Here is a 26,047-nt window from a genome sequence, read left to right as displayed (position 1 = left end):
GACGGAGGCGCGCCCTACGCCCAGGGCATCGGCGGGGCCGTGCGGGGCGGGGCCGCGGCGAGCGCGGCGAGGGCGATCCGCACGCCCTCGGCCAGCTGCGGGTCCTCGCCGGCGGCCCACTGGTGCGGGGCCATCGGCACCTCGACGTCCGGGTCGACGCCGTGGTTCTCCACGCCCCAGCCGTAGTTCTCCAGCCAGTACGCGTACTTGGGCTGGGTGACCAGGGTGCCGTCGACCAGGTGGTAGCGGCTGTCGATGCCGATCACCCCGCCCCAGGTGCGGGTGCCGACCACCGGGCCGATGCCGAGCGTCTGGATGACGGCGTTGACGACGTCGCCGTCCGAGCCGGAGAACTCGTTGGCGAGCGCGACGACCGGCCCGCGCGGGGCGTCGAGGGGGTAGGGCACCGGGTGGTCGGTGTCCCGGATGGCGTTCCAGCCGACGATCCGGCGGGCGAGCTTCTCGATCACCAGCTGCGAGGTGTGGCCGCCGCGGTTCTCCCGGACGTCGACGATCACGCCGTCCCTGGCCAGCTCCACGGCCAGGTCACGGTGGATCTGGGCCCAGCCGGCCGACTGCATGTCGGGGATGTGCAGGTAGCCGAGCCGGCCGCCGGACAGCTCGCGCACCGCGGCCCGCCGCCCGGCCACCCAGTCGTGGTAGCGCAGCGGCTCCTCGTCGGCGATCGGGACGACCACCGGGTGGCGCTGGTCGGTGCCGTCCTTGCCGGCCACGGTCAGCTCGACCGGCTGCCCGGCGGTGCCGGCCAGCAGCGGGGCCGGGCCGGTGACCGGGTCCACCGGGCGGCCGTTGACGGCGAGGACCGCGTCGCCCGGGCGGATCGCGGCGCCGGGCGCGGCCAGCGGCGAGCGGGCCCGGGGGTCGGAGGACTCGCCGGGCAGGATGCGGGCGATCCGCCACCGGTCGCCGTCCCTGGCGAGGTCCGCGCCGAGCAGGCCCTGGCGCCGGGCGGGCTCGGTGTACCGGCCGTACGGGACGACGTAGGCGTGCGAGGTGCCGAGTTCGCCGTGCACCTCCCAGAGCAGGTCGACCAGGTCGTCGTGCGAGCCGAGGCGTTCCACGAGCGGCCGGTAGCGGTCCAGCACGCCGGCCCAGTCGACGCCGCCGAGGTCGGGGCGCCAGTAGTTGTCGCGCATCAGGCGGCCGTTCTCGGCGTACATCTGCCGCCACTCGGCGGCCGGGTCGACGGTGACCCGCAGCCGGGTCAGGTCGACGCCCACCTCGTCGTCCTCGCCGCCCGCCTTGTGCTCGGCCGGGACGATCCGCAGCTCGCTCCCGTCCAGCACGGCCACCCGGGTGCCGTCCCCGCTGACCGCGAAGCCGTCCACGCCGTGCACCAGTTGCTCGACGCGGCGCTTCTTCAGGTCGAAGCGCTCCAGCACCGGCCGGGGCCGCTCGTCCTCGGGCGAGGCCGCCTCGTCGCCGAGTTCGCCGAGCAACGGGGCGCGGGTCCACAGCACGCCGTCCTTGGCGGCCCTGAGCGCGTCGAACCGGCCGCCCTCGACCGGGAACGGGACGATCCGGTCCGCGATGCCGTCCAGGTCGACCCTGGTCACCGGCGCGGCGTCGCCGGCGGCCTCCTCGCCGTCCGCCTTCCTGCCGCGCGGCTCGTCCTCCTCCCCGCCGAGCGGGCGCCCGGCCCGCTGCGGCCCGAACGGGGACGGCGTGTCGGCGGCCAACGTGATCAGGTACGGGCGGCAGCCGTTGGGGAACGACAGGTCGAAGACGTGCGAGTCGTAGACCGGGTCGAAGTTGCGCACCGACAGGAACGCCAGGTAGCGGCCGTCCGCGGTGAAGGCCGGCGAGGTGTCGATGAAGCGCTCCTGGGTGACCTCGCCGACCGTCCGGGTCGCCAGGTCGGCCAGCACGATCTGGCGCAGCGAGTACGGGCCCAGCCGGTGCACCGGCCGCGACCAGGCCAGCCAGGCCGAGTCCGGGCTGAAGGCCAGCCCGCCGACCTCGCCGTCGGCGCTGCGGTCCAGCTCGTGCACGGTGCCGTCGGCGAGCGCGACCAGCAGGACCCGGCCGTCGTGCACGCCGAGCGCGGCCTGCTTGCCGTCCGGGGACACCGCCAGGGAGTTGACCCGGCCGATCCGCCCGGCGGCCAGCCGGCGGCGCTCGGCGCCCCGGGCGTCGGGGGCGAACTCCAGGGCGTCCTCGCCCTCGGCGTCGGACACCCACAGCACGCCCTGGGTGCCGTCCTCGCCCGGCACCACCCGGGCCAGCCGCCCGCGCACCCCCGGGGTCTCGTCCAGCACCCGAGCCGGGCCCTCGCGGTGGGTCAGCCAGTGCACGTCGCCGCGCACCACCACGGCGCCGGCCCGGCCGGTGCGGTCGGGGGCGGCGGACTCCAGCCAGTGCGCGGCGTGCACCGGGCGGGGGCGGCGGCCGCTGCGCGGGCCGGCCAGCCGGATGTCGAGGCGGCGGGGCGCGGCTCCCGCCAGGTCGTCCAGCAGCCAGACGTCGCCGGCCCGGTGGAACACCGCCCGGGTGCCGTCGGTGCCGGCGTTGCGGGCGTAGAAGCCGTCCGGGTCGGTGGTGTGGCGGCGCAGGTCGGAGCCGTCCGGGAGGCTGGAGTAGAGCTCGCCGACGCCCTCGTGGTCGGAGAGGAAGGCGATCCGCTCCCCCACCCACAGCGGCGAGTCGAGCTGGCCGTCCAACTCCTCGTGGACGCGGACGAATTCGTCCCGCCCGATCCACAACTTGCCCGCCCGGCCGCCCCGGTAGCGCTTCCACCAGGCCGGCTCGCGGTTGTTGACGGTGCCCAGCAGCACGCGGTCGCCGCCCGGCTCGAAGGCGAGCCCGCCGACCGGCCCGTACGGCAGCCGCACCGACTCGCCGCCGTCCAGCGGCACGGCGTGCGCCCAGCTGCGGCGCAGGGTCGCCTCACCGGCGGTGGTGAGGGCGATCGGGCGCCCGTCGGCCGTCCAGCCCCGCACCTCGGTCTGCTCGCTGCCCCAGTGGGTGAGCCGCCGGGACGGCCCGCCGTCCACCGGCACCACATGCACCTCGGGCGCGCCGTCCCGGGTGGAGGTGAAGGCGATGTGCCGCCCGTCGGGGGCGAACCGGGGGTGCCGGACGGGCAGGTGATCGGCCGTCAGCCGCCAGGCCCGGCCACCGTCCAGCGGGGCCAGCCAGACGTCGTCCTCGGCGACGAAGGTGACCAGGTCACCGTGCAGATGGGGGTGGCGCAGGTAGGCGCCCGCAGAGGTGCTCAGGGGTTCCGTCACGCGGTCAGCGTAGGCACGCGCGCGCACGGCGCGGGCCGGTTCGGGCAGACTCCGACCGCACGGGCGGGCCGGCTACGACCAGCGGCCGGTGCGCCCCAGCAGCAGGGCGCCGGCGGCCACCCCGGCGGTGGAGGTGCGCAGCACCGAGGGGCCCAGCCGGTACGGCCCGGCGCCCGCCTCGGCGAACGCGGCCAGCTCCTCCGGGGAGACCCCGCCCTCCGGGCCGACCACCAGCACCACGTCCCCGGCCGCGGGCAGCGCGGCCAGCGCCAGCGGCTCGGCGCCCTCCTCGTGCAGCACGGCGGCGAACGCGGCCTGGGCCAGCAGCGGCGCCAGCTGCCGGGTGGTCGCCGGCTCGCGCACCTCGGGGAAGCGCAGCCGGCGGGACTGCTTGCCGGCCTCCCGGGCGGTGGCCCGCCACTTGGCCAGCGCCTTGGCGCCCCGCTCGCCCTTCCACTGCGTGATGCAGCGCGAGGCGGCCCACGGGACGATCACGTCCACGCCGACCTCGGTCATGGTCTCCACCGCGAGCTCGCCGCGGTCGCCCTTGGGCAGCGCCTGGACGACGACGATCCGCGGCGCCGGCTCGGACTCCCGGCGGACGGCGGCCACCGTGACGTCGATCGCGTCCTTGCCGAGCACCGCGGCGACCGTTCCGTCCACCCCGAGGCCCAGCCCGTCGGCGAGGGTCACCGCCTCGCCCGCCGCCAGCCGCTTCACCGCGGCCGCGTGCCGCCCCTCCGGCCCGTCGAGGCGCACCACGGAGCCGGGCGCGGCGGCGGCGATCCGCTCGGTCTCGACGACGAAGACGGGGGCGGTCATGCGGGGAACCTCCGGGGGGTGGGGCGGATCGGGAACGCGAAAGGGGCGCCGGGCGGAACCCGGCACCCCCGCGCGGACGGCCAGGGCCCAGCAAGCGGCCCCGGCCTAGGGCCTAGCGGCCGTTGAACGCGTCCTTGAGGCGCGAGAACAGGCCCTGCTGGCCCGGCGCGAACTGGCCGGACGGCCGCTCCTCGCCGCGCAGCACCGCGAGCCGGCGCAGCAGCTCCTCCTGCTCGGGGTCGAGCTTGGTGGGCGTCTGCACCTCGACATGCACTATCAGGTCGCCTCGGCCGCCGCCGCGCAGGTGCGTGATGCCGCGGCCGTGCAGCGGGATCGACTGGCCGGACTGGGTGCCGGGCCGGATGTCGAGCTCCTCCAGCCCGTCCAGGGTCTGCAACGGCACCTGGGTGCCGAGCGACGCGGCCGTCATCGGGATGGTGACGGTGCAGTGCAGATCGTCCCCGCGCCGCTGGAAGACGGTGTGGCTGGTCTCGGCGATCTCGACGTACAGATCGCCGGCCGGGCCGCCGCCGGGGCCGACCTCGCCCTCGCCGGCCAGCTGGATCCGGGTGCCGTTGTCGACACCGGCCGGGATCTTGACCGTCAGGGTGCGCCGGGCGCGGACCCTGCCGTCGCCGGCGCACTCCGGGCACGGGGTCGGCACGACGGTGCCGAAGCCCTGGCACTGCGGGCACGGCCGGGAGGTCATGACCTGGCCCAGGAACGACCGGGTGACCTGGGACACCTCGCCCCTGCCGCGACACATGTCGCAGGTCTGCGCGGAGGTGCCGGGGGCCGCGCCCTCACCGCTGCACGTGGTGCAGGTGACGGCCGTGTCGACCTGGAGTTCCTTGGTGGTGCCGAAGGCGGCCTCCTCCAGGGTGATCTCCAGCCGGATCATGGCGTCCTGGCCGCGGCGGGTGCGCGAGCGCGGGCCGCGCTGGCCGGCCGCGGCGCCGAAGAAGGCGTCCATGATGTCGGAGAAGCCGAATCCGGCCGCCCCCGCGCCGAAGCCGCCCGCGCCCCCGCCGCCCGGCGAGAGCGGGTCACCGCCGAGGTCGTAGACCTGGCGCTTCTGCGGATCGGAGAGCACCTCGTAAGCGGCGTTGATCTCCTTGAACCGCTCCTGCGTCTTCGGGTCCGGGTTGACGTCCGGGTGCAGTTCGCGTGCCAGGCGTCGGAAGGCCTTCTTGATCTCGTCCTGCCCCGCATCCCGTCGGACGCCGAGTACCGCGTAGTAGTCCGTGGCCACCAAATGCTCCGCTTGTTCCGCCTGTAGTAGTGCTGCGACTGGACACCGCCGTCAGAGGTTCCGACGGCGGCCTGTGCTACGACTCGGCCAGGATCTGGCCCACGTACCGCGCCACCGCACGCACCGCCCCCATTGTGCCCGGATAGTCCATCCGGGTCGGACCGATCACACCCAGTTTGGCCACGCTCTCGTCGCCCGAACCGTAACCGACCGACACCACCGAGGTGGAATTCAGCCCCTCGTAGGCGATCTCCCGCCCGATCCGGACCGTCATCGCGGCGTCCGCCGTCTCACCCAGGAGACGGAGCAGGACGACCTGCTCCTCCAGGGCTTCCAGCACCGGCTGGATGGTCAGGGGGAAGTCGTGCCCGAAGCGGGTCAGGTTGGCCGTGCCGGCCAGCATGATCCGCTCCTCGTTCTGCTCGGCGAGCGCTTCGAACAGCGTCGCCAGGACCGTGCTGACGGTCGGGCGGTCCGGCGGCTCGAAACCCGCCGGGAGCTCCTCCAGGAACCCCGGCACGTCCGGCAGCCGCTGGCCGACGGCCCGCGCGTTGATCCGGGCCCGCAGGTCCGCCAGGACCGTCTCGCCGACCGGGCCCGGGCAGTCGACCATCCGCTGCTCGACCCGGCCGGTGTTGGTGATCAGGACCAGCATCACCTTGGTCGGGGCCAGCGCCACCAGCTCGATGTGCCGGACGGTGGACCGCGACAGCGAGGGGTACTGCACCACCGCGACCTGCCGGGTGAGCTGGGCGAGCAGCCGCACCGTCCGCATGACCACGTCGTCCAGGTCGACGGCGCCGTCCAGGAAGTGCCGGATCGCCCGGCGCTCGGGGGCGCTCATCGGCTTGACCTCGGCGAGCTTGTCGACGAACAGGCGGTACCCCTTGTCGGTGGGGATGCGCCCGGCGCTGGTGTGCGGCTGGTGGATGTAGCCCTCCTCCTCCAGCGCCGCCATGTCGTTGCGCACGGTCGCCGGGGAGACTCCGAGGTTGTGCCGCTCCACCAGGGCCTTGGAGCCGACCGGCTCCTCGGTGCCCACGTAGTCCTGGACGATCGCGCGGAGCACGGCGAGCTTGCGGTCGTCCAGCTGGCGAACCTCACCGGCCATGGGGCACACACCTCCGTCTTCGCACGTTGTCCGTTCGTGTCACGCATGCTGCTGCCCGCTCCGGGAGGATCCCGGCTCCGGCACCCGCTTTGGCACTCTGAACCTGCGAGTGCCAAAACCGTACCTGCCAGTGTAAGGCCCGGGCCCAACGGCAGGAACGGCCCGGCCGGAGTGATCCTGCCCGCAGTTCCCGGCGCGGGGGTGGTGCCGCAGGGCCGTCCGGGTGGCAGCATCGAAGACGACGGCGAATGGAGGAGCAAGCAATGTCGAGCTCGGGCCAGCACACCCGTTTCGCGCCCGACCGCGGCCTGACCGGCCGCATGGTCGTGACGATGTTCGTGATCGGGCTGCTGTACGTCGGTTTCACCGGTCTGCTGATCGTGCTGCTGCGCGGCGCCTGGCCACTGATCGTCCTGATCTCCGGCGGGCTGTTCGTGGCCCAGTTCTGGTTCAGCGACAAGATCACCGAACGGGCGATGGGCGCCCACCAGGTGACCCCTGAGCAGTACCCGCAACTGCACGGCACCATCGACCGGCTCTGCGCGCTGGCCGACATGCCCAAACCCCGGGTGGCGGTCGCCGACAACGACATGCCGAACGCCTTCGCCACCGGCCGCAACCCACAGAACGCCGTGGTGTGCGTCACCACCGGCCTGCTGCGCCGGCTGGAGCCCGAGGAACTGGAGGGCGTCCTCGCCCACGAGCTGTCCCACGTCGCCCACCGGGACGTCGCGGTGATGACCATCGCCGGCTTCCTCGGCGTCCTCGCCGGGGCCATGACCCGGATCGCCATGTACGGCGGGTTCATGGGCGGCAACCGCAACAACAACGACCAGAACGCGGCCATCGTCGCCCTGATCATCCCGCTGGTGTCGATGGTCGTCTACGCCATCAGCTTCCTGCTCACCCGGCTCCTGTCCCGCTACCGGGAACTCGCCGCCGACCGCGCCGCCGCCCAGCTCACCGGCCGGCCCAGCGCCCTCGCCTCCGCGCTCACCAAGGTCACCGGCCAGATCGCCGCCATCCCCAGCAAGGACCTGCGCCAGGCGCAGCCCTACAACGCCTTCTACTTCGCCCCCGCGCTGAGCGCCCGGGAGACCGCCTCGCAGCTGTTCTCCACCCACCCGACGCTGGAGAAGCGGCTCGCGGAGCTGGCGAAGATCTCCGAGCAGCTCGGCCGCTGAGGCCCCGGCCCCCTGCGGCCCTCCCGCCCCCCCTCCTGGCTCCTCCCGACTCCCTCCCCCGAAAGGACCGCCGTGGGAATCCTGGACACCCTGTTCGGGCGCACCAAGCCCGTCAAGCCCGACCTCGACCAGCTGTTCGGCGTCCCGTCCGCCGCCCTCACCCTGGAGGCCGCGGCCGGGTTCACCCCCACCGGGCTCGGCTCGGTCTGCTTCGCCGCCGTCGAGGGCGCGGCCTTCGGCCAGGTCGAACAACAGGTGCGGGCGCTGCTCGACGCCGACACCGAGCGCGGCGGCGTCCCGGTCGAGGCCTCCAAGGACGGCTACGGCTACTCCTGGCTGCTCGCCCGGCACACCCCCGAGGAACTGCCGGACCTGGTCAACGACCTGCACGCGGTCAACAGCGAGCTGGAGGCGAACGGCTTCGGGCCGCAGCTGCTCTGCTCGCTGGTCGGCTTCCGCAACCCGGACGGGCAGTCACTGGCCCTGGTCTACCTCTACAAACGCGGCACCTTCTACCCCTTCGCCCCGATGCCCGGCGGCGGGGAGCGGCGCAACAGCCCGCTGGAACTCCAGGTCAACGCGACGCTCGGGAACGACCTGCGGCTGGAGAAGGACCTCAGCCGCTGGTTCCCGGTCTGGGGCGCGCCGGGCCTCTGACGGTCCGTCCGTATAGTCGCTTTCATGCACAGCCGCCAGTACGGACCCGACCTGACCCCGCCGTGGAAGAAGCAGCAGCCCGCCCCGGAGGTGACCGCCGAACGGGACCTGGTGGTGGAGGAGGCCGCCACCGGCTTCTGCGGCGCGGTGGTGCGCTGCGAGAAGACCGCCGAGGGCTTCACCGTCACCCTGGAGGACCGCTTCGGCAAGCTCCGGGTGTTCCCGCTGGTGCCGCGCGGCTTCCTGCTGGAGGGCCGGACAGTCACCCTGGTGCGCCCGGCCGGCCCCGCCCCCTCCCGCACGCCGGGCCGCACCGCCTCCGGCTCGGTCGCCGTCCCCGGCGCCCGGGCCCGGGTCGCCCGCGAGTCGCGGATCTACGTCGAGGGCCGGCACGACGCCGAACTGGTCGAGCGGGTCTGGGGCGACGACCTGCGGATCGAGGGCGTGGTCGTCGAGTACCTGGAGGGCGTGGACGACCTGCCCGCGATCGTCGCCGACTTCGCCCCCGGCCCGGGCCGGCGCCTCGGCGTCCTGGTCGACCACCTGCTCCCCGGCACCAAGGAGCACCGCATCGCCGCCCAGGTCACCGGCGACGCCGTCCTGGTCGTCGGCCACCCCTACATCGACATCTGGCAGGCCGTGAAGCCCGCCTCCGTCGGTATCCCCGGCTGGCCCGCCGTCCCCCGCGGCGAGGAGTGGAAGGAGGGCGTCTGCCGCCGCCTCGGCTGGCCGGTGAACACCCCCGCCGCCTGGAAGCGGATCCTCTCCACGGTGGACAGCTACAAGGACCTGGAGCCGGAACTGTTGGGCAAGGTCGAGGAGTTGATCGACTTCGTGACGATTCCGGAGTGACTGTCAGAGCGTTCCGAACTCACCTGTGTCCAGCGTCACGCCCAGGACGTCGACCCGGATGGGGTCGCCGAACTTGAAGGGCTGCCCGACCGCGTAGTCCGGGACGCCCGACGTGGTAGCGGTGTCGGGTTCGGTGAGCAGCCGACACTCGCCCTTGAAGGGGTTGACGATCAGATAGGCCTTGATGGTCCCGCCCGCGTACATCTCCCGCTTGACGTGGTAGTCGCGATAGACGCTGGTCTTCGACACCACCTCGACGACCATGGTCACCGCAGGCGCCGGGACCAACCGTCCGGGGGCTTCCACCGCGCCCCGCTCGATCACCACCAGATCGGGCTGCGGCTCGCTGGCCTCGTGCGCGAAGGCCAGGTCCTGGGTCTGCAACCGATGCCAGAGAGCCCTCGGGACCTGATCCACGATGCACTCGATGATGAGGTTGTGGACCAGGTCCGGCCCGGCCGTCATCACGATTTCCCCCCTGATGAGCTCGGCCTTGACGCCTTCCGGCACCTCCAGGTTCTCGAAGATCCCGGCCATCCGGTCATCGATGGCGGTCATCGCGCGCTCCCTCCGACGGCTGACGTCCACGCTAGCGAATGTCAGTCCACCAGGTCACGTACGACCGCGTCGGCGAGCAGGCGGCCCTGGAGGGTGAGGACGGCGCGGCCCCCGGCGTACGGCTCGGCGGCGAGGAGGCCGTCGGCGAGGTGGCGGGCGGCGGCGTGGCGGCCGGTGTCGGTGAGGAGGGTGAGCGGGATGCCCTCGGCGAGGCGCAGTTCCAGCAGGATGCGCTCGACCCGGCGGTCCTCCTCGGCGAGCACCTCGCGGCCCAGGGCGGGGGTGCGGCCCTCGGCGAGGGCCTGGGCGTAGGCGGCGGGGTGCTTGGCGTTCCACCAGCGGACGCCGCCGACGTGGCTGTGCGCGCCCGGGCCGGCGCCCCACCAGTCGGCGCCGGTCCAGTACAGCTCGTTGTGGCGGCAGCGGCCCTCGGGGGTGGTGGCCCAGTTGGAGACCTCGTACCAGGTGTAGCCGGCGGCGCTGAGCGCCTGTTCGGCGATGAGGTAGCGGTCGGCGTGCACGTCGTCGTCGATCATCGGCAGTTCGCCGCGCTTGACCCGGGCGGCGAGCTTGGTGCCGTCCTCGACGATCAGGGAGTACGCGGAGACGTGGTCGGGCCCGGCGCCGATGGCGGCGTCCAGGGAGGCGCGCCAGTCGTCGTCGGACTCGCCGGGGGTGCCGTAGATGAGGTCCAGGTTGACGTGGTCGAAGCCGGCGGCGCGGGCCTCGGCGACGCAGGCCTCGGGACGGCCCGGGGTGTGGTGGCGGTCGAGCAGCTTCAGGACGTGCGGGCGGGCGCTCTGCATGCCGAAGGAGATCCGGTTGTAGCCGCCCTCGCGCAGTTCGGCCAGGTAGGCCGGGTCGACGGACTCCGGGTTGGCCTCGGTGGTGACCTCGGCGCCGTCGGCGAGCCCGAACTCCTCGCGCAGCGCGGCGAGCATCTTCACCAGGTCGCGGGCGGGCAGCAGGGTGGGGGTGCCGCCGCCGAGGAAGACGGTCTGCACCGGCAGGTCGACCGGGCCGAGGACCTGGCGGGCCAGCCGGATCTCGGCGACCACGTTGTCCGCGTAGGTCTCCTGGGAGGCGACCGCCCCGGAGGAGCGCAGCTCGGTGGCGGTGTAGGTGTTGAAGTCGCAGTAGCCGCAGCGGCTGGCGCAATAGGGCACGTGCAGGTAGAAGCCGAACGGCCGCTGCCCGAGACCGGTGCGGGCGGATGCGGGCAGGGAACCGTCGGACGGCACCGGTTCGCCGTCGGGGAGTGCGGAGGGCATGACCCCATTGTCCCGTACGGCTCACCCGAACCGGTGAGCCGTACGGGGGCGGGGCCGATCAGGCCTCGTTGGCGCCCGCGTACATCGCGGTGACGGCGTCCGCGTAGGTCCGCTCGACCACCGGGCGCTTGATCTTCAGGCTCGGGGTGAGCTCGCCGTGCTCGATGTCGAGATCGCGCGGCAGCAGGTGGAACTTCTTGATCGTCTGCCAGCGCTGGAGGTCGGCGTTGAGCCGCTTGACGAAGCCCTCGATCAGCTGGTGCACCTGCGGGTCGGCCGTCACCTCAGCGTAGGACTTGCCCTTCAGCCCGTGCTCGGCGGCCCACGGCATGATGACCGCCTCGTCCAGGCCGATCAGCGCGGTGCAGAAGTTGCGGCCGTTGCCGATCACGAGGATGTTGCTGACGAACGGGCAGACCGCCTTGAACCTGCCCTCGACCTCGCTGGGCGCGACGTACTTGCCGCCGGAGGTCTTGAACAGGTCCTTCTTGCGGTCGGTTATCCGCAGGAAGCCGTCGGGGCCGAGCTCGCCGATGTCCTCGGTGTGGAACCAGCCGTCGGCCTCCAGCACCTCGGCGGTCTTCTCGGGCAGGTCGTGGTAGCCGCGCATGACGCCGGGGCCGCGCAGCAGGATCTCGCCGTCCTCGGCGATCCGGACCTCGGTGCCGGGCAGCGGGCGGCCCACGGTGCCGATCCGGATGTCCTCCTCACGGTTGACGCAGGAGCCGGCGCTGGTCTCGCTGAGGCCGTAGCCCTCCAGGATCGGCACGCCGGCGCCGAGGAAGAAGTAGCCGATCTCGGGCGCGAGCGCGGCGCTGCCGGAGACGGCGCCGCGCAGCCGGCCGCCGAAGGCCGCGCGGATCTTGGCGTAGACCAGCTTGTCGGCCAGGCCGTGCTGGAGCCTGAGGCCCAGCGGGGCGGTGCCGGCACCGGTGGCGATCCGGCTCTCCTGGACGGCGCGGGCGTGCTCGCGGGCGACCTTGGCGGCCCACCGGAAGATCTTGTACTTGGCGCCGCCCTCGGCCCGGGCCCGGCCGGCGATGCCGTTGTAGACCTTCTCGAAGATGCGCGGCGCCGAGGCCATCACGGTCGGCCGGATGACCGGCAGGTTGTGGATGATCCGGTCGACCCGGCCGTCCACGGCCATCACGTGGCCGGTGGCGATCTGGCCGGAGATCAGCGTCTTGCCGAACACGTGCGACAGCGGCAGCCACATGAACTGGACGTCGTCGGAGCGCAGCAGCCCGCTGGCCTCCTGGGCCCGGGCCTCGTACGCCCAGCAGTCGTGCACCAGGCGCACGCCCTTGGGGCGGCCGGTGGTGCCGGAGGTGTAGATGAGGGTGGCCAGCTGCTCCTTGTCGAGCGCGGCGACGGTCTTCTCGACCGCGTCCGGGTGCTGCTCCAGGTACTCGGCGCCGCGCTGCTCCAGCTCGGCGAGAGTGAGCACGGTGAGGGCGTTCAGGCCCTCGGCCTCGGGGGTACTGGCCTCTGGGGCGCCCGCCTCGGCGGCGTCACTCCCGGCGGCGTCGGCCTCGGCGGCGTCGAAGAGGATGACGGTCCGCAGCTCGGGCAGCTGTCCGAGCTGGTCGACGGCCTTGGCGAGTTGGGCGGAGTTCTCCGCGAACAGCGCCCTGGAACCGGAGTTGGAGAGGATGAACGCGGTCTCGTCGGCGTTGGTGCTGGGATAGACGGTCGTGGTGGCGGCACCCGCGCACATGTTCCCGAGGTCGGCGATGATCCATTCGAGCCGGGTGGAGGAGGCGAGCGCCACCCGGTCCTCCGGCTGGATGCCGAGCGCCATCAGCCCGGCGGCCACCGCCTTGACCCGGGCCGCGGTCTGCGCCCAGGTCAGCGAGCGCCACTGCTCGGCGCCGGGGGCACTGTCCGCGGCATGCTCGTCGACCGGGGCCGGGTAGCGGTAGGCCTCGGCGTTCGGGGTGGCGGCGACCCGCTCCAGGAAGAGGTGGGCGACGGAGGCGGGACGCCCGGCGACCAAGTCGGCACTGCCGGAGTCGATCAGGGACTGCGCGGAACTCAACGAGGACCTCCGGGGGCGGGTGGCCGTCTGAGGGATGGTTTCGGCGCCCGTGGGGGGCGGTCGCCGGGCCCCCGGTCAACCCGGGCGATACCGGCGAGTAACAAGGGGGTAATCAGCAGCCTAGGGGGAAACCGGTCATTCCGTAAGAGGGCGGGGCCCGGCCGGCACACCGCCGCGCCGCCGGTGCCCGACGACCACTCCGCCCCGCGCCCCGGTGAACCCCTACAACCGGGCCCGCCGTACGGTTCGGCAAAGGACTGGGCAAACCTGCGATCCACAACTCGTGAATCTCCTGTACGAGTCCACCAAAGAACGAGAATCGGGATGCGAATCCACCCGTCGACGACAAGAGTGTGCCAGTGCTGATCAGACTTCTCAGGGCGTACCTGCGCCCGTACTCCCGACCGATCGCGCTGCTCGTGGGGCTCCAACTGGTGTCCACCCTGGCGGCGCTCTACCTGCCGACGCTCAACGCCGACATCATCGACGACGGCGTGGTCAAGGGCGACACCGGCTACATCCTGCAAGTGGGCGGGGTGATGATCGGCATCACCCTGGTCCAGGCGCTCTGCTCGATCGGCGCCGTCTACTACGGATCCCGCACCGCCATGGCCTTCGGCCGGGACGTCCGCGCCGCCGTCTTCGACCGGGTGCAGAGCTTCTCCGCCCGCGAGGTCGGCCAGTTCGGCGCCCCCTCGCTGATCACCCGCACCACCAACGACGTCCAACAGGTCCAGATGCTGGCCCTGATGAGCTTCACGCTCATGGTGGCCGCCCCGATCATGTGCGTCGGCGGCATCATCATGGCCCTCAACCAGGACGTGCCGCTGTCCGGCCTGCTGCTCGCGGTCATCCCGCTGCTCGGCGCCGTCGTCCTCCTCCTGGTCCGCTCGCTGCGCCCCAAGTTCCGCAGCATGCAGACCCGGATCGACACCGTGAACCGGGTCCTGCGCGAGCAGATCACCGGCATCCGGGTCATCCGCGCCTTCGTCAAGGACGACCACGAGCAGGCCCGCTTCGCCAAGGCCAACGGGGACCTCACCGACACCGCCCTCCAGGTCGGCCGGCTGATGTCGTTCATGTTCCCGGCCGTGATGCTGGTCGTGAACGTCTCCAGCGTCGCCGTGCTCTGGTTCGGCGCCCACCGGATCGACAACGGCGGCATGCAGATCGGCGCGCTCACCGCCTTCCTCTCCTACCTGATGCAGATCCTGATGAGCGTCATGATGGCCACCTTCATGTTCATGATGGTGCCGCGCGCCGAGGTCTGCGCCGAGCGCATCGAGGAGGTCCTCGGCACCTCCTCCAGCGTCGTCCCGCCCGCCGCGCCGATCACCGAGGTGCTGCGCCGCGGCAACCTGGAACTGCGCGACGTCGACTTCCGCTACCCCGGCGCCGAGGCCTCGGTGCTGCGCGGCATCGCCATCACCGCCCGCCCCGGCGAGACCACCGCCGTCATCGGCTCCACCGGCAGCGGCAAGTCCACCCTGCTCGGACTCGTACCCCGACTGTTCGACGCCACCTCCGGCCAGGTCCTGCTCGACGGCGTCGACGTGCGCGAACTCGCCCCCGAGACGATCGCCGAGAGCGTCGGCCTCGTCCCGCAGAAGCCCTACCTGTTCTCCGGCACCGTCGCCAGCAACCTCCGCTACGGCCGGCCCGACGCCACCGACGAGGAACTCTGGCACGCCCTGGAGATCGCCCAGGCCAAGGACTTCGTCGAGGAACTGGCCGAAGGCCTGGACGCCCCGATCGCCCAGGGCGGCGGCAACGTCTCCGGCGGCCAGCGCCAACGCCTGGCCATCGCCCGGGCCCTGGTCCGCCAGCCCGACGTCTACCTGTTCGACGACTCCTTCTCGGCACTCGACTACGCCACCGACGCCAGGCTGCGCAAGGCCCTCGCCCGCGAGACCTCCGACGCCACCGTGCTGATCGTCGCCCAGCGCGTCTCCACCATCCGCGACGCCGACCGGATCATCGTCCTCGACGAAGGCGCGGTCGTCGGCACCGGCACCCACCACGAACTGATGGCCGACAACCCGACGTACCGGGAGATCGTGCTCTCCCAGCTCACCGAGCAGGAGGCGGCGTGACCACCCCCGGCAAGCCCGACGCGGACACCAGGACCGCGGACACCGCGACAGCGGACCCCGAGGCCGCGGACACCAGAACCGCGGACCCCGAGACCACGGACACCACACAGCCCGACCCGGACACCAAGGCCGCGGACCCCGCCGACGAACTGCCCAGCGACTCGCAGGCCGCCGCCGCCCGCCGCGGCCCCGCCGGACCGGGCCGCTTCATGGGCGGCCAGGGCACCGAGAAGTCCATGGACTTCAAGGGCTCCGGCAAGCGACTGCTCGCCCTGCTGCGCCCCGAACGCAACCTGATCTCCGGCGTGCTGGCCCTCGGCGTGCTCAGCATCGGCTGCGCCGTCACCGGCCCCAAGGTCCTCGGCAACGCCACCGACCTGATCTTCGCCGGCGTCGTCGGCGCCCGCTTCGAACCCGGCACCTCCAAGGCGCAGATCGTCGAGGGGCTGCGCGCCCACGGCGAGGGCGGCGTCGCCGGCCTGCTCTCCTCGGTGGACTTCACCCCCGGCCAGGGCATGGACTTCGGCGCCATCGGCACCGTCCTGCTCTGGGTGCTGGTCATCTACCTCGCCTCCGCCCTGTTCGGCATCGTCCAGGGCCGGCTGGCCACCACGGCGATCCAGCGGGCCGGCTACCGGCTGCGCCAGGACGTCGAGGCCAAAATCGCCCGACTGCCGCTCAGCTACTTCGACAAGCAGCCGCGCGGCGAGGTGCTCAGCCGGGTCACCAACGACATCGACAACATCAGCCAGTCCATGCAGCAGACCATGGGACAGGTCGTCAACTCGCTGCTCACCGTGGTCGGCGTGCTGGCCATGATGTTCTGGATCTCCCCGCTGCTGGCGACGATCGCCCTGGTCTCGGTGCCGCTGTCGGTGGCCGTCGCCGCCAAGGTCGGCAAGCGGGCACAGCCCCAGTTCGTCCAGCAGTGGAAGTCCACCGGCCAACTCAACGCGCACATCGAGGAGATGTACACCGGCCACACCCTGGTCAAGGTGTTCGGCCGCCAGCGCGAGTCCGCCGAGACCTTCCGCGAGCACAACGAGGCGCTGTACACCTCCAGCTTCCGGGCGCAGTTCATCTCCGGGATCATCCAGCCCGCGATGATGCTGATCGGCAACCTGCAGTACGTGCTCGTCGCGGTCGTCGGCGGCCTGCGGGTGGCCAGCGGCGCGCTGTCCATCGGCGACGTGCAGGCGTTCATCCAGTACTCGCGGCAGTTCAGCCAGCCGCTCACCCAGGTCGCCAGCATGGCCAACCTGGTGCAGTCCGGGGTCGCCTCCGCCGAACGCGTCTTCGAACTGCTGGACGCCCCCGAGCAGACCCCCGACCCCGCCGTGTCCGAGCGGCCCGACACCATCCACGGCCGGGTCGCCTTCCAGGACGTGTCCTTCCGCTACGACCCCGAGAAGCCGCTCATCGAGGACCTCTCGCTCAAGGTCGAACCCGGCCAGACCGTCGCCATCGTCGGCCCCACCGGCGCCGGCAAGACCACCCTGGTCAACCTCCTGATGCGGTTCTACGAGGTCAGCTCCGGGCGGATCACCCTCGACGGGGTCGACGTCTCCGCGATGTCCCGCGAGGAACTGCGCTCCGGCATCGGCATGGTGCTCCAGGACACCTGGCTGTTCGGCGGCACCATCGCCGACAACATCGCCTACGGCGCCCAGGGAGCCACCCGCGAGCAGGTCGTCGAGGCCGCCAAGGCCGCCCACGTCGACCGCTTCGTGCGCACCCTGCCGGACGGCTACGACACCGTCATCGACGACGACGGCGCCGGGGTCAGCGCGGGCGAGAAGCAGCTGATCACCATCGCCCGGGCGTTCCTCGCCCAGCCGTCGATCCTCGTCCTGGACGAGGCGACCAGCTCCGTCGACACCCGCACCGAGGTGCTGATCCAGCGGGCCATGGCCCGGCTGCGCACCGGCCGCACCAGCTTCGTGATCGCGCACCGGCTCTCCACCATCCGGGACGCCGACGTGATCCTGGTGATGGAGAACGGCTCGATCGTCGAACAGGGCTCGCACGACGAGCTGATCGCCGCGCACGGCGCCTACGCGCGGCTGTACCAGGCGCAGTTCGCGGAGGCCGTGGCCGAGGTGGACTGACCGTCGCACACCGCCGGTGCCGAGCCGGGGCGGGCCCGAACCGCCCCGGCTCCTCGTCCGCGGCGCGCTGCGGCGGGGGAAGCTACGGCGGCCCGCTCCGGCGGGGAAGCTGCGGCGGCCCGCTCCGGTGGAGAGAACGAGGAGGGGCCCGGGCGGTTGCCCGGGCCCCTCTCACGCGCCTGTGGTTACTTCTTTTCCTTCGGCGCCTCGGCGTCGGTCGACAGCGCGGCGATGAAGGCCTCCTGCGGGACCTCCACGCGGCCGACCATCTTCATCCGCTTCTTGCCTTCCTTCTGCTTCTCCAGCAGCTTGCGCTTGCGCGAGATGTCACCGCCGTAGCACTTGGCGAGGACGTCCTTGCGGATCGCGCGGACCGTCTCACGGGCGATCACCCGGGAGCCGATGGCCGCCTGGATCGGCACCTCGAACTGCTGGCGCGGGATCAGCTTCTGCAGCTTGCCCGCCATCATCACGCCGTAGCCGTAGGCCTTGTCCTTGTGCACGATCGCGGAGAAGGCGTCCACCGCGTCGCCGTGCAGCAGGATGTCGACCTTCACCAGCTGGGCGGACTGCTCGCCGATGGGCTCGTAGTCGAGCGAGGCGTAGCCGCGGGTCTTGGACTTCAGCTGGTCGAAGAAGTCGAAGACGATCTCGGCGAGCGGCAGGGTGTAGCGCAGCTCGACCCGGTCCTCGGACAGGTAGTCCATGCCTTGCAGGTTGCCGCGGCGGGACTGGCAGAGCTCCATGATCGCGCCGACGAACTCGTTGGGCGCCAGGATGGTGCCGCGCACGACCGGCTCGTACACCTCGGCAAGCTTGCCGGTCGGGAACTCGCTCGGGTTGGTGACGATGTGCTCGGTGCCGTCCTCCATGACCACCCGGTAGACCACGTTCGGGGCGGTGGAGATCAGGTCGAGGTTGAACTCGCGCTCCAGGCGCTCCCGGATGATCTCCAGGTGCAGCAGGCCGAGGAAGCCGCAGCGGTAGCCGAAGCCGAGCGCGACCGAGGTCTCCGGCTCGTACACCAGCGCGGCGTCGTTCAGCCGCAGCTTGTCCAGGGCGTCGCGCAGCAGCGGGTAGTCCGAGCCGTCCAGCGGGTACAGGCCGGAGAACACCATCGGGCGCGGCTCCTTGTAGCCGCCCAGCGCCACGGTCGCACCCTTGTGCATCGAGGTGATGGTGTCACCGACCTTGGACTGCCGGACGTCCTTCACACCGGTGATGATGTAGCCCACCTCGCCGACACCCAGGCCGTCGGCGACCTTCGGCTCGGGCGAGATGACGCCGATCTCCAGCAGCTCGTGGGTGGCGCCGGTGGACATCATCGCGATCCGCTCGCGCTTGGTGAGCTGCCCGTCCACGACACGCACGTAGGTGACCACGCCGCGGTAGGAGTCGTACACCGAGTCGAAGATCATCGCGCGGGCCGGGGCGTCCTTGACGCCGACCGGGGCCGGGATGGTGTTGACGATGTGGTCCAGCAGGTCCTCGACGCCGAGGCCGGTCTTGGCGCTGACCTGCAGCACGTCCGAGGGGTCGCAGCCGATGATGTGCGCGATCTCCGCCGCGTACTTCTCCGGCTGGGCGGCCGGCAGGTCGATCTTGTTCAGCACCGGGACGATCGTGAGGTCGTTCTCCAGCGCCAGGTACAGGTTGGCGAGGGTCTGCGCCTCGATGCCCTGGGCCGCGTCGACCACCAGGACGGTGCCCTCGCAGGCCGCGAGGGAGCGGGACACCTCGTACGTGAAGTCCACGTGGCCGGGGGTGTCGATCATGTTGAGGATGTGCGTCGTCCCGGCACTCGGACCGGTCTTCGGCGCCCACGGGAGGCGGACCGCCTGCGACTTGATGGTGATGCCGCGCTCGCGCTCGATGTCCATGCGGTCGAGGTACTGGGCGCGCATCTGCCGCGGGTCGACGACGCCCGTGATCTGCAGCATCCGGTCTGCGAGCGTCGACTTGCCGTGGTCGATGTGGGCGATGATGCAGAAGTTGCGGATCAGCGCCGGGTCGGTACGGCTGGGCTCTGGCACATTGCTGGGGGTCGCGGGCACCTTGGTCCGATTCTCCGTTGGTCCGGGGCCGGGGGTGTCCTGGTCATCGCTGACCGGTTTTCCCGGGGACCGGACAGTCTCGTCCGATCGAAATAGTTCCTCCCATCCTCCCACGACCACGGCGCGGACCGCCGTTCGGTCCGCCCGGACCTTCTCCGGGCCCGCGCCAGGCGGCAGGATGGCACCCCGTGATCCTCGAAAGCGCCCTGCTCGACGTCCTGCCCGGCCAGGAGGACGAATTCCTCACCGCCTTCGCCGAGGCCCGGCCCCTGATCGCCGTCCAGCAGGGCTTCCGCTCCCTGCAGCTGCGGCGCTGCCTCGACGAGGGGCGCGGCTCGCGATTCCTCCTCCAGGTGGAATGGGAGACGCTCGCGGACCACACCGAGGGCTTCCGCGGCTCAGCCGAGTACCGGCAGTGGCGGGAGCTGCTGCACCGCTTCTACCGGCCGTTCCCGGAGGTCGAGCACTACGGGGAGCCGGTGCTCAGCGCGTAGGCGGCCCACTACCGCGTAGGCGACCCGCCGTGGGGCCGGGCTCCCGGTTTGGGGCGGGTGGCGGGCCCCTGGTAGCGTGGGCTGCTGCACCTGGCCCCGGCATGCCCTCTCAGCTGCCCGGCGGCCGCGCGGTGCAGCCCGTTCAATCCTTTTAGACAAGACTGAGGCTCCTTCGTGGCGAACATCAAGTCCCAGATCAAGCGCAACAAGACCAACGAGAAGGCGCGCCTGCGCAACAAGGCCGTCAAGTCCTCGCTGAAGACCGCCCTGCGCAAGGCCCGTGAGGCCGCTGCCGCCGGCGAGACCGAGAAGGCCACCGTGCTGGCCCGCGCCGCCTCCAAGGCGCTGGACAAGGCCGTGAGCAAGGGCGTCATCCACGCCAACCAGGCCGCCAACAAGAAGTCGGCCATCACCAAGCGCGTCAACACGGCCGCCCAGGCCTGACACGCCGGGGGCCTCGGCCCCCACCGCCTCGGGACGGACCCGGCCCTCTACCCGGACCCCTGAGGCGCGCGAGACTCGCACCGCACGCGGCCTGCGTTCGCCACGCGGGTGCGGTGTACGAAGCAGTACGACAGGCGCCGTAGTCGGCCTCTCTCCAGAGGCCCACTGCGGCGCCTGTCGCGTTCCGCGGCCCGACCGCTGTCGTCGGTCACGCGTGTCTGGGGCTCGGGGGTTCCGGGGCTCCGGCGGCGCTGCGGGCCGGCGCCTGGGGGACCGTCCGCTCGATGGGCACGTAGGCGGTGGCACGTAGGCGGTGGCAGGTGGGTCGGCAGGTAGCCGGGTAGCCGGGTCCGGCTCGTCCCGGGTTCGGTCCGGTGGCCGCGCCGCCGTCAGTACGCCGGGCGGGACCCGGCCCGGGCCGCCCGGGCGACGGCCACCACCGCGCGCTCCAGCGCGAAGGCCGGATCGTCCGAGCCGCCCTTGACGGCGGCGTCGGCCTGGGCGATCGCGGTCAGCGCGGCGGCCACCCCGTCGCCCGTCCAACCGCGCATCTGCTGGCGCACCCGATCGACCTTCCACGGCGGCATGCCCAACTCGCGGGCCAGGTCCGCCGGACGCATGTTCCGCCCGGTGGTCGCCAGCCGCCCGATGCTGCGCACGCCGGAGGCCAGTGCGTAGGTGATGCCGGTCGGCGGCTGGCCCACCGCCAACGCCCAGCGCAGCCGCTCCAGCGCCTCCGCAGCCCGGCCGGTGACCGCCAGATCGGCCACCTCGAAGCCCGTCGCCTCGGCCCGGCCGCTGTAGTAGCGGGCCACCATCGTCTCGTCGATCGCGCCCTCGACGTCCGAGGTCAGCTGGCTGCACGCGGCCGCCAGCTCGCGCAGGTCGCTGCCGAGCGAGTCCAGCAGGGCCTGGCAGGCCTCCGGCGTGGCCGAGCGGCCCAGCGTACGGAACTCACCCCGGACGAAGGCCAGCCGCTCGCTCGCCTTCGTCAGCTTCGCGCACGCCACCTCGCGACCGCCCGCCTTGCGCCCGGCGTCCAGCAGGCCCTTGCCCTTGGCCCCGCCCGCATGCGCCAGCACCATGATCACTTCTTCGGCCGGCGCCTCGATGTACGCCTTGACCTCCTTCACCGAGTCGGCGGAGAGGTCCTGCGCGGCCCGCACCACAATCACCTTGCGCTCGGAGAACAGCGACGGCGTGGTCAGCTCGGCCAGGCTGCCCGGCTGCAGGCCGCCGGGCGGCAGATCCCGCACGTCGGTGTCCGGGTCCGCCGCCTTCGCCGCCGCCACCACCTGGGCGACCGCGCGGTCCAGCAGCAGCTCCTCCTGGCCGACCGCGAGGGTCAGCGGGGCGAGCAGGTCGTCGGGTGCACTCTTCCTGGCCATCGCCTACCAGCATCCCACGGGGCGCGGACACTCCCGCCCGGGGCGACCCCGGCCCCCGGCCCCGCCCGGCCCCGCCCGGCCCCGCCTCTCCGGCCCGGCCCGACCTGCCCGACCCGGCCTGTCTGACCCGACCTGCCCGATCGCGCCGGTCACCCGACCTGGAGAATGGTCCGGTGACCGAGAACCACACCACCGACCTGCCGGACGTCAACGACCCGCACGCCCGGCAACTGCTCGTCCTGCCCGACCGCGACGCCGCCGAGGACGCCTCCGAGGAGCTCAGCGCCGCCCACCCCGACCTCGGCGAGCTCGACCTCGTCCGGGACGCCCTGGCCGGCGAGGACGACGCCGAGGACGCCCAGTGGCTGGTCGTCGTCGAGCCCCCGGAGGACGGCTGGACCCCGGCCCTGCTGCGCGCCCTCGACGCCCTCGCCGTCGAGCACGAGGGCTGGCGCGAGGAAGGCTGACCCGGCCGGCCCTGCCACCAGCTCGCGTTCGACGGTCGAGCGCGACGCACCACCGCAGGTGCCCGTACTTCGGCGCGCTCCGGGTGGGGCCCGGAGCGTGCCGCAATCGTTCTCCGGGCCCCGCCCCGCCCCCCGCCCCCTCCCTCCTCCCCACCCCAACCCCTTTCCCTTCCCCACCTGATGGTTGGGAGGAGAGGAGGCGGGGTCAGCCGGGCGGGGCTCGCGGGGTGTGCGAGCCCCGCCCGGTACGGGAGGCGGGCGCTCCGTCCGCAGCGTGCGAGCGGGGCTTGCGCGCCTCGTGCGCCGCCTGCGGGTGCACGGACACCCCGAGGACGGCCGGCGAGCCGCCCGTCACCGCGATGTCGCCCACCCGATCGGTGCGCAGCACGCTCGCACCCAGCGCGCGCAGCCGGTCCACCGTCCGCACGGACGGATGCCCGTACGCGTTTCCCTCGCCGCACGAGATCAATGCCAGCCGGGGACGCAACGCACCGGTCAAAGCCCAGTCCTGATGCGCCGATCCGTGGTGCGCCACCTTCAGGACGTCCACCCGCCCCAACCGGCCCAGCAGCGCCGACTGGGCAGGCGGTTCGAGGTCCCCGAGCAACGCCATCCGCAGTCCGCCCGCCACCGACACCACCAGCGCGACGCTCGCGTTGTTCGCCCCCGGGGCCTCGACAGCCGCCCCGGCGTCGGGCCAGACCACCTCCCAGGACAACCCCGCTCCCACCGAGCGCCGTTCACCGCGCCCCGCGCGCAGCAGCGGGACTCCGGCACCGACCGCCCAGCCCGCCACCCGGGCCGCCTCACCCGGTGGATCATCCAGGGTCGTGCCCTCGATCGCTCCGACCCGGCGGCCCCGGACCACCCCCGGCACACCCTCGACGTGATCGGCGTGGAAGTGCGTCACCACCAACAGCGGCACTTCCGTGACACCCAGATCCCGCAGGCACCTGTCGGCGGCGTTCGGATCCGGCCCCGCATCGACCACCACCGCGCTGTCCGGTGCACCGGCCGCGAGCACCAGCATGTCCCCTTGGCCCACGTCGCACATCACCATCCGCCACCCCGGCGGCGGCCAGCCGGTCGCGATCCGGGTGAGCTGCGGTGGCCGCAGCAGCACGGCCAGCAGGACCACGAGCAGCACCCCCGTCACCAGCGCCCGCACCCACCGCCGCCGGGCGCGGACGGGCTTGCCGGACGGCGCTCGCCGTGGCAGCAGGAGTGGCATCACCCAGCAGGCCGCCAGGGTGGCCAGCGCGACCGTCGCCGTCCCGAACCACCCGCCCGGCCAGGAGAGTTGGCCGCCCGGAAGTTCGGCGCCGCGCCGCGCCACCAGGGCGAGCCAGCCGACCGGCACTCCGGCCGGCTCCGCGAGGAGGCGGGCCAGGTCCGGGAGGAGCGGCTGCAGCACGAGCACCCCGAAGCCGAGCAGGGTCGCCGGGGCCACCGCCAGTTCGGCCAGCAGGTTGCACGGGATCGCGACCAGGCTGACGTGCCCGGACAGCACCACCGTCACCGGCGCGCACAGGGCCTGGGCGGCGGCCGTCGCCGCCAGGGCACCCGCCAGGTGGTGCGGCCAGCGCCGGGACCGCAGCGCCTCGGCCCAGTGCGGCCCGAGGACGAGCAGCCCGGCCGTGGCGAGCACCGAGAGCAGGAATCCGAAGGAACGCGCCAGGAACGGGTCGAGCAGAACGAGCACCAGGACCGCCCCGGCGAGCGCGGGCACCGCCTGCCGGGGCCGGCCGGTGGCCAGCGCGAGCATGCCGATCAGCCCCGTCCCGGCCGCGCGCAACACGCTGGGCTCCGGCCGGCAGACGGCGACGAAGGCCAGCGTCAGCGCCGTCCCGAGCAGCGCGCTGGTGTGCAGCGAGAGCCCCAGCAGCGCGGCCAGCCCGCGCCGTTCCGGGGTGCCGGCCTGCCCCGGGGCGCCCAGCAGCGCGCCGAGGACGATCGCCAGGTTGGCCCCGCTCACCGCCACCAGGTGCACCAGGTCGGTGGCCCGGAAGGCGTCCTCAAGGTCGTCGGGCAGTCGCGAGGTGTCCCCCACGACCAGGCCCGGGAGCAGCCCGCGCGCGTCCGGCGGGAGCCCGTCGCTGGCCGTGCGCAGACCGGCACGCAGCCGCCCGGCGATCCGCTGCGGCAGGTTCGGCGGCGCGAGGCGGCGGGGCGGGCTGTGGACGACCAGCAGCGCCGCGCACTCGGTGTCGTAGCCGTCTCCCGCGGGCCGCACCTCGGCCTCCACCACCAGCCGCTCCGACGGGAGCAGCCCCTGCCAGGGCCCGGATTCCGCGCCCCGGACCATGACGGTCACCGGGGTTCGCGTCCGGGTACTGCGCCCGTCCGGCAGGAGCGTGACCCGGTCGGCCACCGCGTCGACGGTGAGGAGGGTCTGCCCGCCGGTGGTCCCGCCCCGGGCCGCGTGGGACTTCGGGTCCCCCGCGACGGTCAGCTCCGCCTCCACCACCCGAGCGGGCTCGCCCGGGGATCGCGGCGGGGCGTGCTCGGCCGCTCGGACGAGCTCCGACAGCGGCCCCCGGTGCAGATCGGCGGTGTGCAGCGGGGTGGCCACCGCGGCGGCGGCTCCGGTGAGCAGGACGGCGGCCAAGGTCACCGCCGCTGCGCGTCGGCGTAGGAGCGCAGGCCTGACCAGCAGCAGGACGGCCACCAGTGCGGCGGCACCCGCCAGGCCGAAGGCGAGGACGTCGTACCCCGGCTCCAGGCCGAGGAGCGCGGCCGTCACCACCCAGGCCGAGACGGCGGGAAGCAGCAGCCGGAAGTCGGCCCCGGTGGAGCGGTTCGGCAGGTTCGGTTCGGTGGTGGCGGGCACGGCGGTACCTCCCTTCGGCGGGTGGCGGCGACGGACGAACGACGACGAGCGACGACGGACGACGACGGACGGGCGGGAGAACTGGCGGGCAAGGGGACGGACGGGGAGGTCAGAGGGTCAGCAGCGGACGGAGTTCCGCGAACGTGCGCGCCCCGATACCGCTGACCTGCCGGAGCTGGTCGAGCGTGCGGAACGAGCCGTGCGACGTGCGGTAGGCGAGGATGCGCTGGGCGAGGGTCGGGCCGACGCCGGGGAGGGTGTCCAGCTGTTCGAGGCCGGCGCGGTTGAGGCTGACGGGCGGTCTGGGCGTGCCGGCCGCCGGCGGTCCGTTGCCGGCTCCGGCGCCCGGGGCGGAGGTCTGAGCCGGCTCGCCGACCAGGATCTGTTCACCGTCCGTCAGGACCCGGGCCAGGTTGAGGCTTCGGGTGTCCGTCTCCGGCAGCGGACCGCCCGCCGCCCGTAGGGCGTCGGCCACCCGCGAGCCGCCCGGCAGGGTGTGCAGGCCGGCGAGGTGAACCCGCCCGCCGATGTCGACCACGACGACCGCCCCGCCCCCGGGGCCGACGGGATCGGCCGCCGAGACCGCGGCCGGGCCCGGGCCCAAGGCCGGAGTCGGCACGGACGCGGATGCCGCCCCCGCCACCCCCTCCGCCCCCGGTGAGACCGGTGAGACCGGGGCGGACGCCAACGCCGGCACGGCCACCGCCCGCGGTCTGGCCAGCCAGAAGTGCTGCACGGCGTAGCCGACCGCGAACAGCAGCAGGACGGCCAACCCGGCCACCGCCCGCCGGTCGAGTGCCATCGCCGAGCCGAATCGAAGGCCCGACCCGGCCCCCGGCCCCGGCGGATCCACGTCACCGCCCGCCCTGCCCGGCTCCAACGGCACAGGCGGCGCGGGCCCCGCCGACGGAGGCCGCTCCCCCGCCCCGGACGGAACCGCACCCGGAGGCGGCCCGGTCGACGCGAGCGCGCCCATCGCGGCACCGGAGCCCACCTGCCCGCCCGCCCCGACCCCGGCACCGGCCCCGGCACCGGCCCCGCCCCCGGCCTCTGCTCCCGCCCCATCGCCCACGACGGCGCCGCCGCCGGTCGGCAGCAGCGCCGCCATCCGCAGCCGGACGGTCTCGTTGATCTCGTGGCGCTTCGCCGCGCCCAGGCCCATGGTCGTCATGC

At 73.1% G+C, this 26,047-nt stretch carries 19 protein-coding genes; 8 read left to right on the top strand and 11 right to left on the bottom strand.

Annotation, left to right across the window (positions count from 1 at the left end; genetic code table 11):
- Window positions 1-14: 14 nt before the first annotated feature.
- The 4 genes from AB0R04_RS10780 to hrcA all read right to left on the bottom strand — a co-directional run bounded on the left by AB0R04_RS10780 (window position 15) and on the right by hrcA (window position 6,436).
- Complete coding sequence (locus tag AB0R04_RS10780) at window positions 15-3,251, bottom strand: PDZ domain-containing protein (RefSeq protein ID WP_363369936.1); 3,237 nt, start codon at window positions 3,249-3,251, stop codon at window positions 15-17.
- A 72-nt stretch (window positions 3,252-3,323) separates the two neighbouring features.
- Window positions 3,324-4,073, bottom strand: coding sequence for a 16S rRNA (uracil(1498)-N(3))-methyltransferase (locus tag AB0R04_RS10775; RefSeq protein WP_363369934.1), 750 nt, complete (start codon window positions 4,071-4,073; stop codon window positions 3,324-3,326).
- A gap of 112 nt (window positions 4,074-4,185) precedes the next feature.
- Window positions 4,186-5,325: a molecular chaperone DnaJ gene (dnaJ, locus tag AB0R04_RS10770; RefSeq protein ID WP_363369932.1), complete on the bottom strand. Its 1,140-nt coding sequence runs from the start codon at window positions 5,323-5,325 to the stop codon at window positions 4,186-4,188.
- Between the two features lie 76 nt (window positions 5,326-5,401).
- Entirely contained in the window at window positions 5,402-6,436 is a 1,035-nt protein-coding gene (gene hrcA, locus AB0R04_RS10765; RefSeq protein ID WP_063347523.1) for a heat-inducible transcriptional repressor HrcA, read from the bottom strand.
- Between the two features lie 263 nt (window positions 6,437-6,699).
- Here hrcA and htpX point away from each other — a divergent pair, with 263 nt between their 5' ends.
- The 3 genes from htpX (at window position 6,700) to AB0R04_RS10750 (ending at window position 9,129) form a co-directional block, all read left to right on the top strand.
- Window positions 6,700-7,620, top strand: a complete 921-nt coding sequence (htpX, locus tag AB0R04_RS10760; RefSeq protein ID WP_063347524.1) for a zinc metalloprotease HtpX — start codon at window positions 6,700-6,702, stop codon at window positions 7,618-7,620.
- 72 nt (window positions 7,621-7,692) lie between these two features.
- Window positions 7,693-8,277, top strand: a complete 585-nt coding sequence (locus AB0R04_RS10755; RefSeq protein WP_363369929.1) for a hypothetical protein — start codon at window positions 7,693-7,695, stop codon at window positions 8,275-8,277.
- Window positions 8,278-8,301: 24 nt separating this feature from the next.
- Window positions 8,302-9,129, top strand: coding sequence for a DUF3097 domain-containing protein (locus tag AB0R04_RS10750; protein ID WP_063347526.1), 828 nt, complete (start codon window positions 8,302-8,304; stop codon window positions 9,127-9,129).
- 3 nt (window positions 9,130-9,132) lie between these two features.
- Here AB0R04_RS10750 and AB0R04_RS10745 read toward each other — a convergent pair whose 3' ends face one another.
- The 3 genes from AB0R04_RS10745 to AB0R04_RS10735 are packed head-to-tail and all read right to left on the bottom strand — an operon-like array spanning window position 9,133 to window position 12,996.
- Window positions 9,133-9,687, bottom strand: coding sequence for a Uma2 family endonuclease (locus tag AB0R04_RS10745; protein ID WP_363369928.1), 555 nt, complete (start codon window positions 9,685-9,687; stop codon window positions 9,133-9,135).
- Between the two features lie 41 nt (window positions 9,688-9,728).
- Window positions 9,729-10,958 (bottom strand): radical SAM family heme chaperone HemW, encoded by a 1,230-nt coding sequence (hemW, locus tag AB0R04_RS10740; RefSeq protein WP_363369926.1) that lies wholly within the window; start codon window positions 10,956-10,958, stop codon window positions 9,729-9,731.
- Window positions 10,959-11,016: 58 nt separating this feature from the next.
- On the bottom strand, window positions 11,017-12,996 hold the full coding sequence (locus AB0R04_RS10735; RefSeq protein WP_363369924.1) for a long-chain fatty acid--CoA ligase: 1,980 nt from the start codon (window positions 12,994-12,996) through the stop codon (window positions 11,017-11,019).
- A 359-nt stretch (window positions 12,997-13,355) separates the two neighbouring features.
- Between AB0R04_RS10735 and AB0R04_RS10730 the strand changes: the two genes are divergently transcribed.
- Window positions 13,356-15,089 (top strand): ABC transporter ATP-binding protein, encoded by a 1,734-nt coding sequence (locus AB0R04_RS10730; RefSeq protein ID WP_063347530.1) that lies wholly within the window; start codon window positions 13,356-13,358, stop codon window positions 15,087-15,089.
- A 209-nt stretch (window positions 15,090-15,298) separates the two neighbouring features.
- Window positions 15,299-17,197, top strand: coding sequence for an ABC transporter ATP-binding protein (locus AB0R04_RS10725; RefSeq protein ID WP_363370065.1), 1,899 nt, complete (start codon window positions 15,299-15,301; stop codon window positions 17,195-17,197).
- 185 nt (window positions 17,198-17,382) lie between these two features.
- Here the strand turns inward: AB0R04_RS10725 and lepA are convergent, their stop codons facing one another.
- The gene (lepA, locus tag AB0R04_RS10720; RefSeq protein WP_363369922.1) at window positions 17,383-19,251 is read right to left on the bottom strand and encodes a translation elongation factor 4; all 1,869 of its coding nucleotides are present in this window, start codon (window positions 19,249-19,251) and stop codon (window positions 17,383-17,385) included.
- A gap of 188 nt (window positions 19,252-19,439) precedes the next feature.
- Here lepA and AB0R04_RS10715 point away from each other — a divergent pair, with 188 nt between their 5' ends.
- Window positions 19,440-19,745 (top strand): antibiotic biosynthesis monooxygenase, encoded by a 306-nt coding sequence (locus AB0R04_RS10715; protein WP_363369920.1) that lies wholly within the window; start codon window positions 19,440-19,442, stop codon window positions 19,743-19,745.
- Between the two features lie 174 nt (window positions 19,746-19,919).
- Window positions 19,920-20,189: a 30S ribosomal protein S20 gene (gene rpsT, locus AB0R04_RS10710; protein WP_063347533.1), complete on the top strand. Its 270-nt coding sequence runs from the start codon at window positions 19,920-19,922 to the stop codon at window positions 20,187-20,189.
- A gap of 389 nt (window positions 20,190-20,578) precedes the next feature.
- On the opposite strand, the gene holA is transcribed toward rpsT, so the two are convergent.
- Window positions 20,579-21,577, bottom strand: coding sequence for a DNA polymerase III subunit delta (holA, locus tag AB0R04_RS10705; protein WP_363369918.1), 999 nt, complete (start codon window positions 21,575-21,577; stop codon window positions 20,579-20,581).
- 173 nt (window positions 21,578-21,750) lie between these two features.
- Between holA and AB0R04_RS10700 the strand changes: the two genes are divergently transcribed.
- Complete coding sequence (locus AB0R04_RS10700; RefSeq protein ID WP_363369916.1) at window positions 21,751-22,044, top strand: hypothetical protein; 294 nt, start codon at window positions 21,751-21,753, stop codon at window positions 22,042-22,044.
- A gap of 205 nt (window positions 22,045-22,249) precedes the next feature.
- Here AB0R04_RS10700 and AB0R04_RS10695 read toward each other — a convergent pair whose 3' ends face one another.
- Together AB0R04_RS10695 and AB0R04_RS10690 are read right to left on the bottom strand one after the other, a co-directional pair.
- A complete protein-coding gene (locus AB0R04_RS10695; RefSeq protein ID WP_363369914.1) occupies window positions 22,250-24,874 on the bottom strand; it encodes a ComEC/Rec2 family competence protein in 2,625 nt (874 codons plus the stop codon).
- Between the two features lie 109 nt (window positions 24,875-24,983).
- Complete coding sequence (locus tag AB0R04_RS10690) at window positions 24,984-26,045, bottom strand: helix-hairpin-helix domain-containing protein (protein ID WP_363369912.1); 1,062 nt, start codon at window positions 26,043-26,045, stop codon at window positions 24,984-24,986.
- Between the last annotated feature and the right edge of the window lie 2 nt (window positions 26,046-26,047).

This window comes from Kitasatospora sp. NPDC056731 (assembly GCF_040687675.1).
GTDB lineage: Bacteria > Actinomycetota > Actinomycetes > Streptomycetales > Streptomycetaceae > Kitasatospora.
This window is presented reverse-complemented; position numbering and strand designations above follow the sequence as displayed.